At 46.4% G+C, this 20,862-nt stretch carries 19 protein-coding genes and 1 riboswitch; of the genes, 1 reads left to right on the top strand and 18 read right to left on the bottom strand.

The features are described 5' to 3' along the window. Positions 1-102: 102 nt before the first annotated feature. On the bottom strand, positions 103-2,262 hold the full coding sequence (locus ACPV3A_RS23590) for a non-ribosomal peptide synthetase (RefSeq protein ID WP_426201548.1): 2,160 nt from the start codon (positions 2,260-2,262) through the stop codon (positions 103-105). Between the two features lie 205 nt (positions 2,263-2,467). Continuing rightward, positions 2,468-2,562, bottom strand: a riboswitch (cyclic di-GMP riboswitch). 574 nt (positions 2,563-3,136) lie between these two features. Beyond that, positions 3,137-5,968 carry a hypothetical protein gene (locus ACPV3A_RS23585; protein WP_426201546.1) on the bottom strand — a complete coding sequence of 944 codons (2,832 nt, stop codon included), beginning with the start codon at positions 5,966-5,968 and terminating at the stop codon, positions 3,137-3,139. A gap of 173 nt (positions 5,969-6,141) precedes the next feature. On the opposite strand from ACPV3A_RS23585, the gene ACPV3A_RS23580 reads away from it, so the two are divergent. After that, on the top strand, positions 6,142-6,366 hold the full coding sequence (locus ACPV3A_RS23580) for a hypothetical protein (protein WP_426201544.1): 225 nt from the start codon (positions 6,142-6,144) through the stop codon (positions 6,364-6,366). A 32-nt stretch (positions 6,367-6,398) separates the two neighbouring features. On the opposite strand, the gene ACPV3A_RS23575 is transcribed toward ACPV3A_RS23580, so the two are convergent. The 16 genes from ACPV3A_RS23575 to ACPV3A_RS23500 all read right to left on the bottom strand — a co-directional run bounded on the left by ACPV3A_RS23575 (position 6,399) and on the right by ACPV3A_RS23500 (position 20,571). Beyond that, positions 6,399-6,959 (bottom strand): methyltransferase domain-containing protein, encoded by a 561-nt coding sequence (locus ACPV3A_RS23575; RefSeq protein ID WP_194542906.1) that lies wholly within the window; start codon positions 6,957-6,959, stop codon positions 6,399-6,401. A gap of 7 nt (positions 6,960-6,966) precedes the next feature. Beyond that, the gene (locus ACPV3A_RS23570; protein ID WP_194542907.1) at positions 6,967-7,167 is read right to left on the bottom strand and encodes a hypothetical protein; all 201 of its coding nucleotides are present in this window, start codon (positions 7,165-7,167) and stop codon (positions 6,967-6,969) included. 21 nt (positions 7,168-7,188) lie between these two features. Continuing rightward, the gene (locus tag ACPV3A_RS23565) at positions 7,189-7,464 is read right to left on the bottom strand and encodes a glycosyltransferase (protein WP_426201542.1); all 276 of its coding nucleotides are present in this window, start codon (positions 7,462-7,464) and stop codon (positions 7,189-7,191) included. Continuing rightward, on the bottom strand, positions 7,410-8,294 hold the full coding sequence (locus ACPV3A_RS23560) for a glycosyltransferase (protein WP_426201540.1): 885 nt from the start codon (positions 8,292-8,294) through the stop codon (positions 7,410-7,412). Before ACPV3A_RS23560 ends, ACPV3A_RS23565 begins: the two co-directional genes overlap by 55 nt. Continuing rightward, a complete protein-coding gene (locus ACPV3A_RS23555; RefSeq protein ID WP_426201538.1) occupies positions 8,291-9,022 on the bottom strand; it encodes a glycosyltransferase in 732 nt (243 codons plus the stop codon). Before ACPV3A_RS23555 ends, ACPV3A_RS23560 begins: the two co-directional genes overlap by 4 nt. 35 nt (positions 9,023-9,057) lie before the next feature. Beyond that, positions 9,058-9,654, bottom strand: a complete 597-nt coding sequence (locus ACPV3A_RS23550; RefSeq protein ID WP_426201536.1) for a hypothetical protein — start codon at positions 9,652-9,654, stop codon at positions 9,058-9,060. A gap of 314 nt (positions 9,655-9,968) precedes the next feature. Further along, positions 9,969-10,658 (bottom strand): alpha/beta fold hydrolase, encoded by a 690-nt coding sequence (locus ACPV3A_RS23545; RefSeq protein WP_426201534.1) that lies wholly within the window; start codon positions 10,656-10,658, stop codon positions 9,969-9,971. A 271-nt stretch (positions 10,659-10,929) separates the two neighbouring features. Next, positions 10,930-11,457: a GNAT family N-acetyltransferase gene (locus ACPV3A_RS23540; protein ID WP_426201532.1), complete on the bottom strand. Its 528-nt coding sequence runs from the start codon at positions 11,455-11,457 to the stop codon at positions 10,930-10,932. A gap of 26 nt (positions 11,458-11,483) precedes the next feature. Further along, positions 11,484-11,693 (bottom strand): hypothetical protein, encoded by a 210-nt coding sequence (locus ACPV3A_RS23535; protein ID WP_426201530.1) that lies wholly within the window; start codon positions 11,691-11,693, stop codon positions 11,484-11,486. Further along, a complete protein-coding gene (locus tag ACPV3A_RS23530; protein WP_426201626.1) occupies positions 11,683-12,669 on the bottom strand; it encodes an aminoglycoside phosphotransferase family protein in 987 nt (328 codons plus the stop codon). Before ACPV3A_RS23530 ends, ACPV3A_RS23535 begins: the two co-directional genes overlap by 11 nt. Before the next feature lie 380 nt (positions 12,670-13,049). Continuing rightward, positions 13,050-14,132 (bottom strand): Gfo/Idh/MocA family protein, encoded by a 1,083-nt coding sequence (locus ACPV3A_RS23525; RefSeq protein WP_426201528.1) that lies wholly within the window; start codon positions 14,130-14,132, stop codon positions 13,050-13,052. A gap of 18 nt (positions 14,133-14,150) precedes the next feature. Then, on the bottom strand, positions 14,151-15,134 hold the full coding sequence (locus ACPV3A_RS23520; RefSeq protein ID WP_426201526.1) for a Gfo/Idh/MocA family protein: 984 nt from the start codon (positions 15,132-15,134) through the stop codon (positions 14,151-14,153). Positions 15,135-15,264: 130 nt separating this feature from the next. Then, a complete protein-coding gene (locus ACPV3A_RS23515; RefSeq protein ID WP_426201524.1) occupies positions 15,265-16,956 on the bottom strand; it encodes an extracellular solute-binding protein in 1,692 nt (563 codons plus the stop codon). Positions 16,957-17,012: 56 nt separating this feature from the next. Then, on the bottom strand, positions 17,013-17,933 hold the full coding sequence (locus tag ACPV3A_RS23510) for a carbohydrate ABC transporter permease (RefSeq protein ID WP_194542918.1): 921 nt from the start codon (positions 17,931-17,933) through the stop codon (positions 17,013-17,015). Positions 17,934-17,965: 32 nt separating this feature from the next. Continuing rightward, a complete protein-coding gene (locus ACPV3A_RS23505; RefSeq protein WP_113059358.1) occupies positions 17,966-18,916 on the bottom strand; it encodes an ABC transporter permease in 951 nt (316 codons plus the stop codon). 512 nt (positions 18,917-19,428) lie between these two features. After that, positions 19,429-20,571 carry a GntR family transcriptional regulator gene (locus ACPV3A_RS23500; RefSeq protein ID WP_194542919.1) on the bottom strand — a complete coding sequence of 381 codons (1,143 nt, stop codon included), beginning with the start codon at positions 20,569-20,571 and terminating at the stop codon, positions 19,429-19,431. Positions 20,572-20,862: the final 291 nt, after the last annotated feature.

Genomic DNA, 20,862 nt, shown 5'->3' with positions numbered 1-20,862 from the left:
TAAACATCGATAGATCGGGTCAAATGCGGTCTCGATTTGCTCCACATCCTTGTACAGCCAGATCTTTTTAAGCATTTGCTGCGTTTCGTTTAGCGGTTCGTCTCAGTTGACGAGCATCGGACGAAGAAGATCAGGGTCCGGCAGAGCTTTTTTATCGACTTTCCCGTTAGGGGTAAGCGGCAAACTTTCCATCTGCACCACAAGTGAAGGCAGGAAATATTCAGGCAAATTCCGGGCTAAATACGCCTTGACTTCCGTTTCGGACAACACCTGTTTCGCAACAAAATACGCACATATTATCGGATTTCCACTTCCGTCTGCTTTGACGGCTACCGCGGCTTTCGAGATTGCGTTGTGTTCCAATAGCCGGGTCTCGATTTCTCCCGGTTCCACTCGATACCCTCGGATCTTTACTTGATCGTCGATTCGCCCGATCATTTCGATATTGCCATCCGGCAGCCACAGGGCCAAATCCCCCGTTCGATATAACCTTTCCCCGAGGAGCGGATGTTCCACAAACTTGGCTTCTGTCAATTCCAGCTGATTCACATACCCCCGCGCGATACCGTCTCCTCCGACGCAAAGCTCTCCTACTACTCCGATCGGCTGAAGCTTCAACTGTTTATCAAGAATATAAGCGGATGAATTGCATATTGGTCTGCCAATTGGAATGGTCGATTCGAAATCACGTTCGATCGGGAAGTAAGTGGAGAACGTCGTGTTTTCCGTTGGACCGTACATATGGATCATCCGCAGATCGGGGCACCTCTTCCTTACGGCATTTACGTGCTTCGGCGATAACGCTTCTCCGCCGATTAGCAAGGTGTCTAACATACGAAAGGCGTCTGGGTCCTGTTCGGCCAGATTATGGAATTGAGCCGTAGTCAGAAACCAAGCCGTAATGCGGTGGCCGATGATGGTTTCCTTCAATTTGTAAAGGTCAAATAGGTCCGTGTCCTTCATCAAATACAAAGTAGATCCGTTCAAAAGGGATCCCCAAATTTCAAAGGTCGACGCATCGAATGTTATTGTACCGGTTTGCAAAATTCGATACTCCTTGGAAAAGTTGAAATAATTGGTATTCTTGACCAGTCTTACGATGTTACGATGCTCAACCATGACTCCTTTCGGTGTCCCCGTTGATCCGGAAGTATAGATGATATAGGCTAGACTTTGCGAGGTTGCTGCAGATATCGTATGGGGACAGCTGTCAAGGCTTAGCTGCGCGTTGTCCCAATAAATTACTTTTCCCTCAAATGCTATGTCAGGCTTCCAACTGGAAGGAGCCAGTAAAAATCCCGCTCGACTGTCCTTGAGCATATATTCGATTCTTTCGCACGGAAAATCGGCTTCGATGGGCATATAAGCGCCGCCAGCTTTCAATATGGCTGTAAGCCCGACAATCATATTGACAGACCGATCCGCGACAATGCCAACGACGCTCTCCGGCTTAACGCCGTGATCCTGCAGTGCTTTTGCAAGCTGATTCGCGCGTTCGTTCAATTCCCGATAGGACATCTGATGGTCCTCGGTCATGACCGCCGGGCGATCGGGGGTTAAACGGACCTGTTCCTCAAACAAGTAATGGACCGTTTGGCTGGAAGGATAGTCCGTCTTAGATCCGCTGAAAGCCTGAATCTGTCTCTCCTCTTCTTCCGACATCATACGTATGTCGGCAATCACCTTCTCGGGGAAATCAACTACTTCATGCACGATTCGGCTCAAGTGGCCGCTCATCTGCTCGATCGTTTCTTTTCTGTAGGAGCGGGTCGAATATTCAAGGTGTATCATGATAAATTCCTTCTTAAAAGCCGTCAAAGCAAGCTCAAACGTCCCCAGCTGATCGGATTCATAAGGAGTGGCATTGGCGTTTTGCCAAGTAAACGCCGCTTTGATGAACGGGTTGCCGCTCAAATTCTTTCGCATATTCCGATCTTCGAGTGCTTGCATCGTGGTATGCTTGACTTCTATCAGAAACTTACCTAATGGCTTATGTACAGTAGGAGAGTAACGTATAGGAAACATCTGTCTTTCCAACAGATACCCAATTACGGGATCATCCTCGCCGGTATATTTGGCAAGCAGGATCGCATAACAAGCCATAAGTGCCATATCCACAGTTATTCCGAAATTGAACGCAAGTTCATGGAGTTTTCGGGTCGTTGCAAAATCAAGGGAAAAACGAACCTGGTTTCCTTCATCGTCGGCCCATCCCCCCCTCGGCAATTCGTCAATTGATACATCACAAGTCGTTTGTTCCATGACCATCAACCTCCCGGATAATCGATTCATTAATGTCTGATTGTTAACGAACAGAAAAATCCTCTTCGCATTCTGCGATCAAGTAATGTCCCCCTTCAACCCCAAACTAGTTTTTTATAGCGAAGCCACCGTTGTTTTTTGGAACGTCAAAAAAACCCCTTTCTTCAATTCAAAATAATGAATAAAACGGAGGTTTCCCGTTGTATTCGGCAACTGGCTGGCATTGCGGTCGCAGTAGATCCCGCATTAGCCCCTATAGCTTTGCGTCGCCACCTTTCGGTGGGTTTGCTATTGTCGTACAAAAATAGTATTTAAATTGTAAACCATGATTATATTATGTATTCGATTTACAATTACTGTATCTTGTTTCCAAATGAAAATCGATAGGTCTTTTGTTCAATATTGTCTTTCAAGAATGGTTTTGATGATATTGATAACTATCATAAAGCTCTAGGTCGCGATAGTTAATCTTTACTAATTTTTTCTATTCCCCGACTTCACTACACTTCACTTAACTATGTATTAAAGCTATTCTTTTCAAAAGAAAGGCAGCGATTTTCTGTAATTACTTGGATATTAGATGATGGCTGATCAAGAAAATTGTTCTATTTTTTAACTTCACTCCTATATCCATTGACCTAATTGCGACAGCAGGAATCATCAAGTCCAATAACTTTTGCCTCCTGTCAAACAGGACTAAATTACCATCTATAACTGGTAAGGACATTTCGCTTCCGATCAGAAAACTTTCATAAGTTCAACCCACTTGGTAATTCCATCCTTCAAGTTCCCGGTCTAATGGATCACTGGATAATAAAATAAAGAGCCGTTGTCCAGGACAACGGCCTCATATTGCTATATGTCATGAACAGTTTTAAAAAGGTCCGGTTATTTTCACCTTGATTTTATTGGATTCAACTGTTACCCCGTTCAATGTAATTCGAATCGACAACTCGGCTTGCCCCGGATGCTTGGCGATAATCTTTCCTTTGGGGTCGATCACCGCCTTATCCGGACGGCTGCTCAAATACTCAATGTGAGCGCCGGATAACTCCTTAGTCGTTCTTCCTCTCTCAAGGAAGACTTCGTAGGAATAACCGACCTCATCTCCCGGGTGAAGCTGGAGCGATTCAGCCTCGAGCTGTACTTTGTCCAGCGGCATGACCAGATTCGGGTCGCTATACTTCATCAGCTCGCTGCCATATTTGAAATAGAAGTTGCCAAAGTCGTCCTGCGCCAGCTTTTCCGCATTGCTCTCCAACAAGATGGACAGCGATTTGCTTGCTGTGTCAATCTTAAACATCTTACTCGTGTACGTATGGTCAGCAACATATCCCGTATAAATGGTACCGTACACATTGCCGTCGGTTCCAACGGTCAATCGAGGATTGCTGTGTGCATAATCTGCTGTAGGAAACATATCCTCACTGTAAATAATCTCTTGGCGTTCCGTATCATAGATGAACAGAGCCCCCAGCGCCATTCCCCATATGTTACCGTCCGGGCCCCATATCAAAGAGGTTACTGCTTTTTTGCCCGGAACAGGTACCTGTTCCAGCTCTACTCGGCCTGATGCTGTATCGTAAATGGCAAGTTTCCCCTCTCCGCCGGTCATCGCGCCGGTGGCCATAAACAGCTTTCCATTTTGGTAAAGCAACGAATTGATCGAATGACCGGATATAATGTCGCGCTTCACATCAAACTTTCCGGTAACAGGATTGTAGACGGTAAGTGCCCCGCCTGTTTTGCCTGCAATTGGATAGGAACCGATGTATAACAGGTTTTCTTCCTCGACCCCGAGCATGGCTACGGGCCGGTCTTGCTCCGAACCCAACTGACCAAGCCGCAGCGGGTTATTCGGTTCTGATGGGTCCGTCCGGTTCCAAGGTTTGGCTGGATCGTATTCAAAGAGGGTCGCTCTAGGATAAACGCCGAGATACATCTTTCCGTTCAATGAACCGAACCCTTCGACTTGACCGATTTGAGGATAATGCTTGGTCTCGTTACGGGTCGGCGAGTAAATTCCCATTCCCCCGCCTGAAATGAAGCCCGAAGACAGAATCTGCCCTTCTGTGCTCTTCCCGATATTAAACAATTCCACAAACTGTGCCGGAAACGGAAGCTCCGGCGTCTCAATCAAACCGGTTTCCAGATTGTAATAAAATGCCCTGCCGCTATTTCCGGCCAATCCGACCAAGGTCCAGCCCGGATACTTTGCCTGATCCAGCTGAACATAACCAAAAGCGACGCCTGCTCCTTTGACATCCACGCCCAGCGAGCCGTAAACCCCCGTATTCACATCATACGAATAAAGCGACCACTGCTGCCCGCCTCCCGGGAGAGTCTCATAATAGGTGTAGAACACCGTTTTGCCATCTGGCGATAATGGCGAGAATCCCCGGGCATTATAGGCCGTATTTTTATTTACGATCCAGCTGGAGGTATCGGGATCATAGACACACATAACGGGTCCTGGATCCACGCGCACGAAAAGTTTGCCCCCTGCATACCGGAGATCATAAACCGAAGTCATGCCGTTAAATTCAGGCGGATGAAGCGCGGTGGATGTTCCGCTTGCGAGATCGTATTGATAAAGCTTGGCGACATCGGCTCCCCCCACATAGATCATTTGACGATCGGAATCGTAAGCAAGGCTGCGGATATGAGACTCTTTCGAAGAAGTCTTGAAGGATTTAAGGATTCTGGTCTGGTCGGATGCGGGATCATATTCAAACAGCGATTGGGAATATCCTGTTCCGCCATACACTTTGCCATCTTCCCCGGCTACAAGCGTCCAGATCACGGTATCGGTAGGAACCGGTTTGCCGATCGTCCGCATCGTATCCTCTGCCGGATCATATTGAAACAACGTCCCGTTCGGCGTACTGCCGATGTATACCTTTCCGTCGGAGGCTGTCACAATCGCCCAAGCTGCCGATACGTTGCTTCCGTCAAGCGCAACCAGTGGATGAGTGGATTTCACTTCTTTCGAAGCAACATCCATTACGATGAATTGTGCCGGATCACCCTGTGCGACCGTAAACAAAGCATCCTGACCATTCTTGTCTTTACCGAAGGCTGCAGTCATCAGGGTTAGACTCGACGATTGCGGTCCCAAATTCGTTAAGTACGGTGAGGACGCATGCGTTTGCAATGTGACGCTGTCAACGAAATACCTGCCGGTTTGATCGCCATTAAACTTGAAGGCGACTTTGACCTCTGCAGCATTTTTAGGTGCCGCAGCAGCCACTCTTAAACTCTGCCATTGGCCCGATGGTTCATCGACCAGGCCGCTCACCATGGAGACAAGCTTTCCGTCTGCATCATAAAACCTGAGGTCTGCTTTGCCGCCTTGACCTTCATCCGAGAGCACACTTGCTGTCATGATGACATTGCCGAATGGCTGGACGGCGTATGCATCGCTGACCGCTCCGGAGCCTGCATCGGGCGACAGGCGTTCCACCTGAAGACTTCGTTTCCCATCTGCGTACACGGACTCACTTACGGTAATGACAGCTGTGTCTTCATCGGGCTGCCAGCCCGGCAAACGTCCATTTACTTCAGAATCCTCGAAGCCGCCGTTGATCATAACGTTGGTCAATTCTTCATCTGCGGCATACGTGATCGGCATGGCCCACGGGATAATTGCGAACATCATGATAACCGTTAGGACTGCGGCAATCCGACTCTTCCACTTGCTTCTCACTAAACTCTCCCCTTTACGAATAAATTTTTTCCCGGTTAGTAAACGCTTTCAATACGATCTCATCTTATCATATCCCTTTATTTGTATACAAGTAAAATACATGTAAATAACATGTGGACTCACTAGTGCCTTATGAGATTTAGACATGTTATCATGGTGGTTCCTGCTTCTGATTGCAATATGGATATGCTCTGGCGGCAGCGGTCGAGCTGAGCCTGACCGACAGCAGCGTCAAAATACGGTTGGCAGCCGTTCATGGTCTAACGCCAGTCGGCTCCGTCCCCTGGTGCCGTCATGAATTGAATACAAAAACAGCCGGGAATAACCCCGGCTGCTGCATTTGCTGGACACCCCAACCATTATTGTCTCTACGCCTGTTGATGGAAATGAATGCCTAATGCAAACATTTGTTATTCCATCGAAACCCTTATCACTCCGAAGAAAATAAATACGTTGAAAAATCCCGGTTAATATAGTCTTTAAAATGCCTTTTGGCTTTAACGGGGAAAGCATCAAGCTCCTCGGTAGTCCAGATGCTGCGGTGGGTCTCGAATTCATTGCCGTACACCGTGCCTTGCGGCCATTCCGATCCGATGGGAATGTTAAGCAGAACGTGCTTGCCTCTAGCAATGCTGGCATTCAACAGGGTAAGCGCCTTATCCTTATCGAAATGCTCCAGAACATCGCCCATAATCATGACGTCATATTCTCCGGGCGAAGTTGACGGAATAAATTCAAAAGCATCAGCGATGTGAATTTTATCGTAGAAATACGCATGGTAACGGTCAATGTTTTTGGGGAATATTTCAATTCCCTCCACCCTTACCTTCCAATCCTTACGAAATACCCGCCCTGACCACACATCGAGGAATTCGCGGCATAACATGCCCCAGCGGCCAAATCCAACGCCGACATCAAGTACCGAGGACGGCGATATCTGCCGGAGCAGTTCCACGCAATACGAAATATTTTGCCAATTGGATGTCCCCATATTGTTCTTACCACCCCACTTCTCGTTGAGGCGATGGTTCATCATTCATCATGAGATTGATGATGCGAAAATCTGGAATGGCGTACTCTTGAGGAAGTTTGGCGGCAATCTGATCCCATACCTGTCGGTTGACAACTATATGCGGCTGGGAAAGCTGGGTTAAAAACAACCCGTTGTATCTATCCCCGGGAACGTGATGCATGTTCATAACAAACACCGCCTTTTTAAATTAGGATTGTTTTTTTAGAGACAACTGCTCCAAATAAACCCCTGTCAAATGTTTGATCATCGTATGAAGTGACCGGTTTTTTAAGGCCCACTCCAGCGCATTGTCCCCAAGCCTGCGCCGGAAGGAAGGATCCGACAGCAGCTGACCCAAATGCAGATAAAGTACATGCGCGTCTCCCGGAGGAGACAGCAATCCGTCAACATTATGCCGTACCGCTTCTTTTAATCCGCCTGCACGAGGAAACGAACCGCCGACTGAATACCCATCTGGCGACATAACTCCTCGTATTCATATCGTTTATCACCGTCTCCGACCAACCAGCATTCCCAATCCTGGCGGTCCACGTGCAGCCTGCACAAGGCATTCAACAAGACGTGAATCCCCTTCTCGTAGCTAAGACGCGATGTGCTGATGATCACGGTTTTATCCTTGGGCTTCATGATCGGATTTCCGGAAACCTTACGCATGCTGCTTTGAAAAAAAGGGATGTCGAGGGCGTAAGGAATAAGGACAATTCGATCGGAAGGAGCCCTAAATTGATGGACCATCACTTCTTTAAGCCATTCGGAAGCAAGAAGGACTTTATCGCTTACCGAACTTCCCAAGTATTCCATAGATTTATAGTATTTCCAGACCAAGGAGCTCGTGGGGTCTTCCGAAGAAGTTTTGTTGTTCTCAAGCATATCCCGTACTGTAAGAGCTGCAGAAGCGTGAATGGAGGTCACTAACGGTATTTGTCCTGGTTTTATGCGTTTTATGGCAGCGGCGGCAAGAACGTCTTGCGCGTGTATGATATCGTATTGATCAAGACCGATAAAGGCGAGTGATAACTCCATGCAATACCTGTCGGTCTCCGCTTCCCTGACCCAGGGATGCTCCGCAATCAAAGGCGCGGTGGCAGGGGTTATCTTGTAATCGAACATTTCCTTGAAATGAACCTTCGGAACCTCCTGATTACTGTTGAAAATATAAAACCGATCCAGTCCGTTCCCAAAAAGATCCACCTGATGTCCCTCTCGTTCAAGCCCCTGCTTCACCTGCAACATATATTTCCATAATCCACCGAGGTACGGGATTTGAAAAAAGGTAGCCAGCAAGATTTTCAAGGCTGCCACCCTCCTGTCAGTAATACCTGTCTCCGCTGCTCCAGTCTGTCGCCGTATATGGCCTGAAGGGTCCCGATTTCCCGCTTAAGGGCGTCTTTGTGCTTTAAGGTTCCCATGTTCGGATGATATCGGTAATGCAGAAGAATATCATGCAAATAATGAAATTCGTACCCGGCGAGCACGACCCGGCACCACATGTCGTAGTCCTGCGTGTATTTAATCTCTTCATTGAACATGCCGACATGTTCAAGGAGCTGCCGCTTCATCATGATCGTACAGCCATTAATTGGACATTCCCTCTTCAATCGATCAAGCAGCTCCAGATTCGAAGTAAACGAAAAATTCGGGGCTTCCATGAGCACTAAGTTCCGATCGTTGACGAAGTTGAAGTTTGTACTGCTGATCCATGCCCCACGTTCCAGCATAAACGACATTTGTCTTGCTGTTTTGTTGGGAAGATAAAAGTCGTCCGAACTGAGCCAAGCAATATAATCCCCTTTAGCTTCTCGAATACCGGCGTTAAGGGCGGAAGCCGTTCCCCCGTTGATCTTTCGGATATACCGGATGCGGTCAACATAAGGATTCAGGAGATCCATATGTTCGGTAGACCCGTCATCGACCACAATGACCTCTATCTCGGGATAGGTTTGCGCCAAAGCACTCTCTACGGCCTGTTGAACATAAAGACAGTTGTAGAAAGGGATAATAACCGTTACCTTCGGTATCATGTTATCTTAACCTCCTACCCGCGTATTGACCCCGGTTAGGAAAGTACCGGTTTTCCTATCGGACTTTTTATAAATTCATTTTGGGTTAAATAGATCAGCTGATGTACGCTCCATTGAAAGAAGGAAAAAACGGAGGGACCTTCCACTTTTCGCAGCGTTCGTCGTTCGCCGTAATAAATATGACCGCTCGGGGAGCTGTACAGGCGTCCGTTAAGCACCGGGTACTGAAGAAAAAAAGAGGCGTCGATGGTGTGTCCAATCTGCAAAGATTGAACCAAGGAATCCGGGACATGCACGATTTCGTCCATTTGACACCGCAAACGTTGGAAGACTTCTCCAGACTGGATCGGGAATAAACAATTGTCCATCCACAAAAAGATCCCGTATCCACCCCCCTTTACGAATAGCGTCGCCGGGGCGCACTTCGCCCACTGTCCCGTAACCGTCACGCCTTCTCCAAGGGGATACAGGTTAAGCAGCATATCCTCAAGCGGTATGATTTTCCTGGCCATCAGTTTGTAAAAATAAAAAGAATCGATATCCATAATGGGCCGTTTTTGGCCGTGTTCAATCAAAAATACAGCCGAGCCCGAATCGCGGACAAGCGTTCCATCCGGGATCTTGGTAATCATGTTCTGGACATGGTTATTGTAGATAACAATCCCTCCCTTCACCAATCTTTAATAATATACTCTTTGTCTTAGCGGCCTGAGCCGACGCGTGACTATATCTTCAAAAAAAGACTCTTTGCAAGAGTGACTTGCAAGAGTCTTTTCCTTTCAGAAAATCGCATCCATGAAAAGTTATTCGTCTAGACTCGGGACACAAACTTGTACCGAAAAAACAAAAAAGCCGCTAAAATAGCGACTTTCAATATCACAACGCTAATTTCCCCCCACAGTCTCCTATCCGCAATAGCCATATCGGATGTGAAGCGTTCGGAAACTTACAAATCAAGGAACTTTTTTACGGCAGACAAGAAAGCTGGTAAATTATCATCATGCACAAAGTGCCCAGCATCCTGTATCATTACCAACTCGCCATTCGGAATAAGCTCAGAAACTTCCTGCAATTTGTTTTGAGGAATATGACTGGACCCACCGCCTATAATAAGAGTCGGCATGATGATGTCGTTAAGACGCAGCCACCATTCGGGATTAGGTTCATTAAGTTGCCGTAAAATCGAAGGCACTACCAGCCAATCAAACGGCATAGGATCAGAAGGTTCGGCAGGAACTTCGATCGGCTTATCCGGAAAGGGAGGTGGAGTGTCTTCAACGATCAACTTTTCTATCCTCGAAGGATATGTTTCCGAGAAAAGGTAGGATACTGTTCCCCCCATGGAATGCCCAAGAAGCGTAAATCGTTCCAAATTCATAGCATTTGCAAAATGAAACAAGTCATCGCACATCAGTTCAAAAGTGTATTTACCTCTTCTTGCGCTCCCACCGTGACCCCGTTGATCTAAAGCTAAAACGCGGTATTTTTCTCCTAATACAACTGCGACTTGATCCCATGATTCTGCGCTTTTTCCCAGCGCGTGAAGTGCAACAATCGGCGGTGCAGAAGGTTCCCCACTCTCTCGATATTGAAAAGTGCGTCCATTCAATTCAATTTGATTCACACGTGTTTCCATCTCTGATCATCCTCAAACCAATTTGGCCCAATAATAGAAGGCGCCTACTGGAATTTTTAGTATTATTTTATTATTGAATGAACCTTTAGTCAATATAAAAGTGAGGACTGCATCATATCAGCTGCATTCCTTGTCATTTTGCTCGTTACCTAAATAAAGCTGTTGTCAGGAACTTGACTGCTTATAACAAAAAAAGGGTATCCCTCCGTCATCTACTGATGACTTTCGAGACAGCCCCGTCTATTTTCATTATTGAGCGATCGTTTCCCGTTTAGTTAATCAAACTTTTTTGCATATAAATCACAACTTCTGTTCCAATTCCTTTATTTCCATTTTCGTCAATCTGTTCCCAGCTGATTAAAAAATCCCCGTGCCCCCAATCCACATAGTCTAATTTTTCATAAAGTCGTTTGGCTTCCGGATTATTTATTCCCACCTCTAACCCTATACACGTACAACCCTTTTCTTTTGCTAAACGTTCGGCTTCTCGGATTATGGCTGTTGCAACACCTTGCCTCCGATATTCATATACTGTTAACCCAGCCTCTAAGAAAGCGCTATGGGTAATATCCACTAATTTGGTTACAGGTTCATCATTAGGACCACTCCAGCGTAATAAGAAATGCCCAACAGGGGTGTTATGATGCCAAGCGATTAAGTATAGTCCCTCACCTCTCTTTTGTGCAGCATATCGGTTGTACTGAAACATGGGATTACCAGGTGAAAACTGAGTAACAAGTAAACTCAACTGGGATTCTTCTGCTTCTTTTATTTCCAAGYATAATTTGTCTTTATTCATTTCATCTTCTTTTCCTCTCGATATTCTTATACGCCTCTGCGTCCCCAGCCAAAGACTTTGACGTGCACGATGGCTTTGGTTACCCAATGCGAGAGCACATACAACACGATGAACAGGATTAACAAAGGCCTAAATAAGAGCACTGCCACAACCCAAGTGAGCAGAATCTGCCAATTCTTCATTTTCCGCAAAAATTTGACTGGCACGACATTTTTGTCGGAGGGATCACTGTTCATTCCTTATCTCAAAGATTTTTTGCAGGGTATGGATGTACAGTGTTCTTTCATCGTCCGTTTCTTGGAGTTTGTTACCTGATCCTGCGTCCATATACCACTCTACAAGCCTGTACCCGAACATAAGTAGGATCAACTCATAAACGCAGTTATCCGTTATGTGTGAAATATCCGCATATTCCGAAAAGCCCTTGTAATACGCCGGGATACATCTACGGTAGTATTCAACCATGTCTTCAACATCGGCTTCGTCTGCGATAAGGCTTGCCATATCTTCACCTAAATAGCCCCACCCCGCGGTATCCCAGTCCATGAGTATGGTTTTGCCGTCTGAATAGAATATGTTTGCTACCCAAAAATCCCTGTGGCACAGCACGATGGGGAGCTTTTCAATACGGCTCCATATTTCGTCTGCGTTTTCATCAATATCGATGAGCATTTGGCATAGGTATTTCGGGATTTTGCAATCGTCGGAGCGTATATAATCGTACACTCTATTCCATGACCGATAATGAAGATAGAAATTTTTCATATAATCCGCTTTGCTCAGGTTGKTCAAGCTCTGTAAAACAGCTGGCTGTTCGGCATATAACTTGCCTTGGAACCGTCCTAATTCCTCGGCTGCGCGTTCATACATATCGCCGGTCAAATCTAAACCCGATATGCCGTCGATATATTCCATCCATATCTGTGTTTCGTTTTCTTCTTCGTTCATTTCGACGTGATAGCATTCAGGCCAACGGAATGTTTCAGAGAACAGCGCGCCGAAATTGGATTTATACAAATCATATTCCCTACGCCATGAATCGGGATCGTTGTAGCGCTCCCATTTCTTCTGCGTTTTTAATACGATTTTATAGGGTAATGTCTCACCGTCAGTGGTTTTGACATTACCCGTCACAAGCTGTACATTACCCACTGTACCGCCATGTAACGGTTTGGTTTGGAAATCGGTGCAGATTATTTTTGTACCGAGCATTTTGTTTAAAACCTGTGTTAGAGTTTCAGCTTTTATTTCGTTCAATACGAAGTCCTCCAATCGTTTTTTTAACATGGGAACGCCTATGCATAATCATCATATTGGAAAAGAAGCCAACGATGAAAGGTGGACTATGGATTTATTCATTTATTACCTCTTCCTGCCAGCTAGCTTAATGAAATCGCGATTGGAGAATGGTTAGATATCGTCTATCCGGTATTCGGAACATGCTCTCGTCCTTTTGGGGATAAAACAAAAAAGCCGCTTAATTAGCGACTTTCAATGGGAATATGTTTTTGTCCCCCGACAGATGGACTCTTTTTTTCACTATCTATCATGAAGGGAAAGCACCACGGAAAAGTGCTCTTTATTTCACATCCTCAATCCTTATCAAAATAAACGGTTTTTCCTGTATCTGCGGATATATACACCGCTTCTAATATTTGTGAAACAATCATCGCTTCCCTCGGTTTAACCAAGGGTTCGGTATCGTTCACGATGCTGTGAATCCATTGTTTGGCTTCATATTCGAAATCGGTCATCTCTTCTCCCCTGAAAAGGTCTCTCGCATTCGCATTCACCTCGATTTTATTCAGGAACAAACTCCCGTCCCGCTCGCCATTGATCCGCAGTTCATTTTTAGCAAAATCCGCTCCGCCCTTCGTTCCGCACAGCAGGTTGCCGCCACCTTCCGCAATGTTAAGGGCCCAACTGGTTTCAATGATGACCGTCGCTCCGTTTTTAAATTTCACATACCCGAACGCCGAATCTTCTACCTCGAATTCGTTTGGATCCCAAGCTCCCCATTCGTTTGCGGCATTTTCGGTAAACTTCAACTTATGGAAGACACTGCCGACGACACTCTCCGGTTCATAGTTATCCATCAACCATAGGATCAGATCCAGGGAGTGGGTTCCTATATCAATCATAGGACCGCCCCCCTGCTTCTCTTTATCCAGAAACACGCCCCATGTCGGCACGCCTCGTCTTCGGGTAGCGACCGCTTTTGCAAAATAGATATCTCCAAGCTCCCCATCGGAGATCATCTTTTTTAGCAGTTGACTCTTGGCGTTGGAGCGATTCTGGTACCCGACGGTTAGCTTCTTGCCTGTTCGCAAGTGGGCTTCGTACATCGCTTTGGCCTCCGCACCTGTGACGGCCATTGGTTTTTCGCACATGACATGTTTGCCGCTTTCAAGCGCATCAATGGAAATCGCTGCGTGCGAGCTGTTCGGTGTTAGCACATGGACGACCTCAATCTCTTCCATGGCAAGCAGATCCTTATAATTTGTAAATACCTTTGCGTCTGGCGTGCCGTACTTTTGGGCGGCTTCTTCGGCTCGTTCCGGCTTCAAATCGCAGAAGGCCACCATCTGTACGTTATCTAACTTGGACAAACACGGCATATGCTTCCCGCCCGCAATCATCCCGCAACCGATAATCCCTACTTTTACGGTCCTCATCGTATTCCCTCCCCCGCGTTATTTGAACTCTACCGTTCGATTTTCCTTATGCGCGATGTATGCCGCTTCCAATAGCTCCGTCAATTTCGTCCCGTCCTCCAGTCCGAAGGGCATCGGCTTGTCGTGAATCAATGCATCTGCCCACTGGATAATCGGAAGGGGCTGCCCTTTAGGGAGTTGAGCGGGTGAGATCCATCCGGAAAAAGGTAACTCGAGCTTCTTCGAGATGACTCGAACGGTATCGTCTGAGATCATCAAAGTGCCCTCCGTACCGTAAATCTCAAGGGCAGAAGGGGTTCTGTACGTCACAAGGCTGGTTTCGACCAGAGCGACCGCATTGTTGACGAACTCAATGGAGCATTGTGCGTTATCCTCCACTGCCCGATTGGTGAAGTAATGAAACATGGATGTGATTCTTTTGGGTTTACCGAGCAGCCAACTGGCGATGTACATCGGATGACAGCCCAAATCCATCATGGCTCCGCCCCCGGTTTGCTTCTCATCATACCAGTAATCGGGGAGCCAATTATTCAAAGCACCGTCGTGACCGTTACGAATACGCAGCAGCGTAATGTCCCCTAATACATGGTCATCGATCAGCTGCTTCGCAAACAATTGATGCGGCCTTGTACGGGCGGGAAAAGAAATGCAGAACTTGACGCCTGCTTTGCGTACCGCCGCAGAGATCCGATCGCATTCTTCAACAGTAAGAGCCATGGCTTTCTCGGTAAAGATGTGTTTGCCGGCCTCAGCGGCAGCCACCATGACGTCTGCGTGCATGCTTGTAGGGGCATCCACCACGACGCCATCAATGTCTTCCCGCTGCAGCAGCGTATCCAAATCTGCTTCAAAATCCACTCCCAAGCGGGCAGCCCATTCGCTTCCGCGTTCAGGCTGTTCGTCCCATACGGCCGTGAGCTTCACGTTACCGTGAGATTGCAGCTTTCTTGCGTAATCCTCTGCATGCACATGCCACTTACTTAGCATCGCAACGTTCAACATGCGTCTTCCCTCCAACGTTTATATTTTTCACTAGATATGAGTTCTCTTCAAAGGGAGGTGGGTAAAAATAAGGTTAGAAATGAATGGGGATGGAGTGACATCACCCACACCATCCCACAAACTTCCTTCACTAGAACCCTACATCATCCCGTTCTGCAGCTTTTTGAGCCACGAACTCCGCCATTTCCTCCACGCCGGCCGCTCTAAATTTTTCTTGAACACTATGAAGCATATTTAGAGCCTCTTCGTCGGACGCTGCAAAAAATGCTTTCTTAAATTCTTCATCGAAGTTCAAACTGCTGGTTTTATCGATATATTCCTGATATTTAGGCCACTCTCTGGCAAGGTAGCTTGCGCTTACTTTGTCTATGATTTTGATCGGCATTCTTGCCGAGAAACTCTCCTCCAGCTTTTGCCACTCCGTTTTTTGATCTTCAGGCGTAGGCCAGGTGACTTCAGACGAGAAGGCGCCGATGAACCTTCCCGGAAGATAATTGAGTCCTGCGTCTCTTTTCAGATCCGGGTTGTCATCAAATTGTTTTTTTACATCAGCAATCCACTGGGGTATCCCGTTTTCCATGTTGTAGTGTGTTCCTTCGATCCCGAAATTCGCAAGCAATCGGCCTTCTTCGCTGTTGACATAATCAATGTACCGCAATGCCGCATCCGGATCTTTGATGTCCGCGCTTAAGAATAGGACAGGGAAACCGGAACGACCGGGCTTTTCCACTTGCGTTCGAATGTTTCCGCTCTTATTCTTCATCGGCCCGAGCAGTTCATATTGCATTTCCGGATTCGTCTTATACAGCGTTTTTTGTAAATCAGCTAACATCGGCTGGGCTCCGAATATGGCAAGCTTGCCCGTCGTCAGCTTTTCATTCGCTGTTGTACTCGTATTGTTGAAGGCTTCAAGATCAAACAAACCTTCCGTTAATAACTTCCTCATGTATAACAACCTGGCTTCATGATCCTTCGTTTGCGTCCAGTGAATCAGTTTTCCATCCACTTCACGGAAGTCCGAAATCGTGTAATCCGTCCACCCGGCAAGGAATTGGCCGTAATCCCATCCATTCCACATGGTTCCGGCCGGGATGACCGGCTTTCCGCCAATATCCTTGAAACCGCCGTCTCGGATCTTGACCAATAGATCATATAATTCTTCTTGCGTATCAATATCCTCCGCTTTTACATTTAAAGCTTTCAGGATATCTCCCCTGGCAAAAAGGCCGTAATTCCAATTATGAATGCTCTCCGGGGTTCCGTCCGGGGTTTCTGTAGGAATGAGATAAGTCTTGCCTTCAAATTCGGGACTATTGAGATCGAACTCGGCAAAATCCTTCGCAATCCCGGTCGTCACAAGTCTTTTAACATTCGGGTATTTATCGAGATAAGGGGTTAAATCCAGAAGCTGTCCTTCCGTGGCCGCCTTCTTGATGACTTGTCCTTCTCCTCCTGTCGTAGACCAGAAAGGTGCATTAACGATATCCGGAACCGTACCGGAAGCAAATATGGTGTTTAGTTTTTCTACTTCGCTTGTTGTGATGGATTCGAGTTTTAACGTGACCCCGGTTTTCTCCCTGATCTGCCCGGCTACGGGATTATTCTCCTGGTCCTGCGGGAAACCGGCTCCGCCGCCGTTCCACGCACTGAGAAAAGTCAAGGTTACCGGTTTTATTTCTTCAGTACCTGACTCCTTCGGACCCGTGTCAACCGTGCCTGCCTCCTTTTCTCCGCCTGTTCCCGTGCATGCCGTCATGGTCACGAAAAGCAGCAAAGCGATTAGTATCATGCCAAGAACACTCCTGCGCTTGTTCTTCCTCATCCTACAATCCCCTTCCATTGGAAGTTTTATATAAGAGGCTTAGCCTTTTATACCAACTACTCCTTCAGAGAACCTACCAATACGCCTTTTACAAAATACTTCTGAAGAAATGGATACACACAGATGATCGGGGTCGTAATAATAATAACGAACGTCATCCTCAAGGCTTCCGGCGTTACGCCTCGCAGCTCCATCTGCGTCTCGGTCATGTTTTGAATCGCAGAACCGCTATTACCCGACGATGACGTCATCGACTGGAAGGACGCTTCGCTGATCATCTTGTTCAGGAACGTGGCTGCAGGCTGCAGGTTCTCATTCTGTATGAAAAACTGACCGGTAAACCAGTCATTCCACACGCCCACCCCGACAAACAAGGCAATGGTAGCAAGCACCGGCATCGAAAGAGGCAGGATGATTCTTGCAAATACCGACAACTCGCTGGCTCCGTCGATTCGGGCCGATTCCGACAGACCTTCAGGGATCCCGTCGAAAAAGGTTTTCATGATAATCGCATTGAAGAAATTGTATAGGGACGGCAGCACCAACACCCAAAACGTATCCAGAATGTGGATTTGCCGGAACAGGATAAATGTAGGAATAAGTCCTCCGCTGAACAACGTGGTAAAGAAAAAGAAGAATACGATATATTTTCTTCCGGGCAGTCCTTTCCGCGAAAGCGCGTAGGCTAATAAGGCTGTCAAAAATACGGAGGCAACCGTAACGACAAGGGTTCGGGTTACGGAAATATAAAACGAATTTAAGATCAATGAGTTGCTAAAAGCTTTTGCATAGTTTTCTAGTGTAAACACTCTAGGAAAAAAATAGATTCCACCCTTCATCGCATCGTAGCCGTCATTAAAAGAAAGGGCTAGAAAATAGATAAATGGATAAAGTGCCGTAGCGCAGAATAAAAGCAGCACCGAATAGTTGAGCGTCATATACAATTTATCTGCTGGCGTCAGCCTTCTCGCATCCATACACACACCTCCTCATCTTGAGTGCCAGCTGATTACCATAACGATACGTTACTCACACGCCTGGATATATTATTGACAGCAACAATGAGCAGCAGCGAAATCGCTGACTTGAATAATCCAATGGCCGTGGAATAGGCTAATTGCCCCTGTTGGAGGCCTGTTTTTAAGACATAGGTGTCCAAGATCTCCGAGACGCTTAATGTTGCTGGGGACTGCATCAGCCAGATTTGATCAAAGCCCGCGTTCAGTATTCCGCTGAGGGAGAAGATAAGCAATATGCCGATCGTTGGAGTAAGGCATGGAAGCGTGATCTTAAATAGTTTGCTCCACCTTCCAGCCCCGTCGATTTCGGCTGCCTCATACAAATGCGGATCGATATTCGTTAACGCGGCTAAATAAATGATCGAACCCCAGCCTACCCCTTTCCAGATGTCGGAAATGATGACCAATGGATAGAATAATTCCGGTTTTCCCATGAAAAAGATCGGATCCAAACCCATTTGGTACCGAATGTCATTGATAAGCCCTACGTTCGGAGACAGGATTTTTTGAAGCAAGGTCACGACAACGACCCACGACACGAAGTGCGGCAGATAGGAAATCGTCTGAAACACTCTTTTGATTCTCTTGTGCATGACGGCATTGAGCATTAAGGCCAGGATCAATGGAGCTGGAAATCCGAAAATTAGTTTCAGGGCGCTGATGGATAACGTATTTCGGAGCACATCGTAAAAGCTGGAATCGTTTAAAAACTGTTCGAAATATTTAAAGCCTGCCCACGGACTCCCCAAGATCCCCAGATTGAATTTAAAATCTTTGAATGCAATTAATATGCCGTACATCGGATAGTAAGCAAACACCAGAAACCAGATGATCGCAGGAAGCAAAAATAAATATATATGTCTAAATTGCCATATCTTCGTTAATTTCTTATTCTTTTTTAACTGCTCAAATCCAGGGATAACAACACCTTTTGGTACCATTCTCCGAACACCTCCTCCATCATCGTCGGATCGGATTTTTACGAATCCATACCCGATAGCCTAGGTACAGAGCCATTGCCAACGGTTTTCGATTTTCGACGATATATATCGACTGCCTCCCCCTCCTTACTGCAAGCGGTTTCATTAAGATAGTTTAAATATATTCAATATACTGTAGGAATCATTCCATAATTTCTTCATTTGGATAAAAGTAATCTTCGGGTCAAAAAAAGTATTGGTGATTTCTTTAAAATAATGAATCGGGGGTACATGAAAAAGAAAGCTGCTGTTAGCCTAGGGGAGGCTCATGTTCTTTAGGTTATAAATGAACGGGGTAAGCCCCCTTCTCCCGCCCATATTTTTGAGGCGTTTATTCCTTGGCGAGGATACATTATATTCAATATATATTTATACAATGGTTTGAAGAGCCTCTACTGAATTTCGTTATGGATGTAGGACCTAATTACGGGAGGATTTCATGAGAGAAAGTTGCGGTAAGCGGGTGTGGAATATCATGAAGTGAAGAGAACGTTTTTTCCCGTCGTCTCGCCAATCACCAATTCCGGCTCCACGAGGGTTTTAAAGTATTTTCCGTCTTGTCCGTCATCACTGTTAATGACTTCAAGCAGCGTGTACGCCGCGCGGTAGCCCATGTCCCGTTCAAACTGTTTAACATGCGTAAACGTGCTGTAGCCTTCGATGATGGAAGTCGGATCATCAAAACTGATGATGGAAATGTCCTCAGGCACCTTCAATCCAGCTTGACGCGCAATCTGGTAGATTTTCACGCCAAGACTTCCATTTAGCGTGATATAGGCGGTTGCCATTCGATTTTGGATATAGCGGTACAGGGGATGGGTTTCAGCTTGCTCCAAACTTCCGATTTCAAAATCGGTCACGATGTGGGCAGGATTAATGAGGGATCCCTTTTCCTTGAAGGCATTCATATATCCGTCGATCCGCTCTTGAACGGTAACGGTTTGTATGGGGGAATCGGAGCATATGGCGATTTCGCGATGCCCCAGCTCCCACAGGTAATTTACAGCCATGTTAACGCCAAGCCTGCCGTCTGATGCGATATAATGCGTTTCGACCCCTGGAAGGTAACGGTCGATGAGAACGAACGGAAACCCCGCAAATTTCATGCTTAGAATTTCCTCGTTGAATAATTCCTCGTCAACCGGGAAAATCAGTAACCCTTCCACTCCGATTTTACAACATGTCTTGATTGCCTCTTTTTCCTTATCAAGGCTGCCCTCCGATAAATAGATGACGCAGCGGTAATCGTTCTCGTTGAGTGCCTGCTGAATACCTTGTATAAGCCGAATCGTAAAATAATCATAAATGCTGGGCAGAATCAGGCCTATTAACCGTGTCCCCATTTCTCCGCCAGCTTTATGAATAGACTTTACGGCGTTTATAGGAGAAGTCGCCGACATTTCAGATTCAGGTTCACTTACAAAAGTCCCCTTTCCGGGCACTCTGGTTATGATTTTTTCGTTAACCAAGCCGGCCAGGGCATTAACGACCGTAATCTTGCTGACTCCGAAACGCTCCATGAGTTCTTTTTCCGTAGGAATACGGTCTCCAACCTTCAATACTTGCGACGATATCAAGTCGCGTATATACTCTTGAACCCTCTGATACAACGGCATTCTTTCCGTAGAGCTCAACCGAATCACCACATTTCATTCAATATGTTTAATATATACATTACGAATGGCGCAAGCGCTTTATTCCATATCCTTTCTTTGTTTGTGTAGAGCCGGGAGAATGCATCGGATGTGTTCTCCCAGCTCCTCCATTACTTAAAATAAAAAAATGCTTGCTTGCAGTTGTTATGGTCTATATGTTCTTGTCAAAATATATACAGCGTAAAGAGAAGCCGCATATTGACGATCGTCCATGCGGGGCGCACAAAATAAACGGACAGTCGAGATCTGCTC

The sequence above is a fragment of the Paenibacillus sp. Dod16 genome, assembly GCF_049893405.1.
Taxonomy (GTDB): domain Bacteria; phylum Bacillota; class Bacilli; order Paenibacillales; family Paenibacillaceae; genus Paenibacillus_AQ.
Note: the sequence above shows the minus strand (reverse complement) of the source record. Positions and strands in the feature narration are given on the sequence as shown.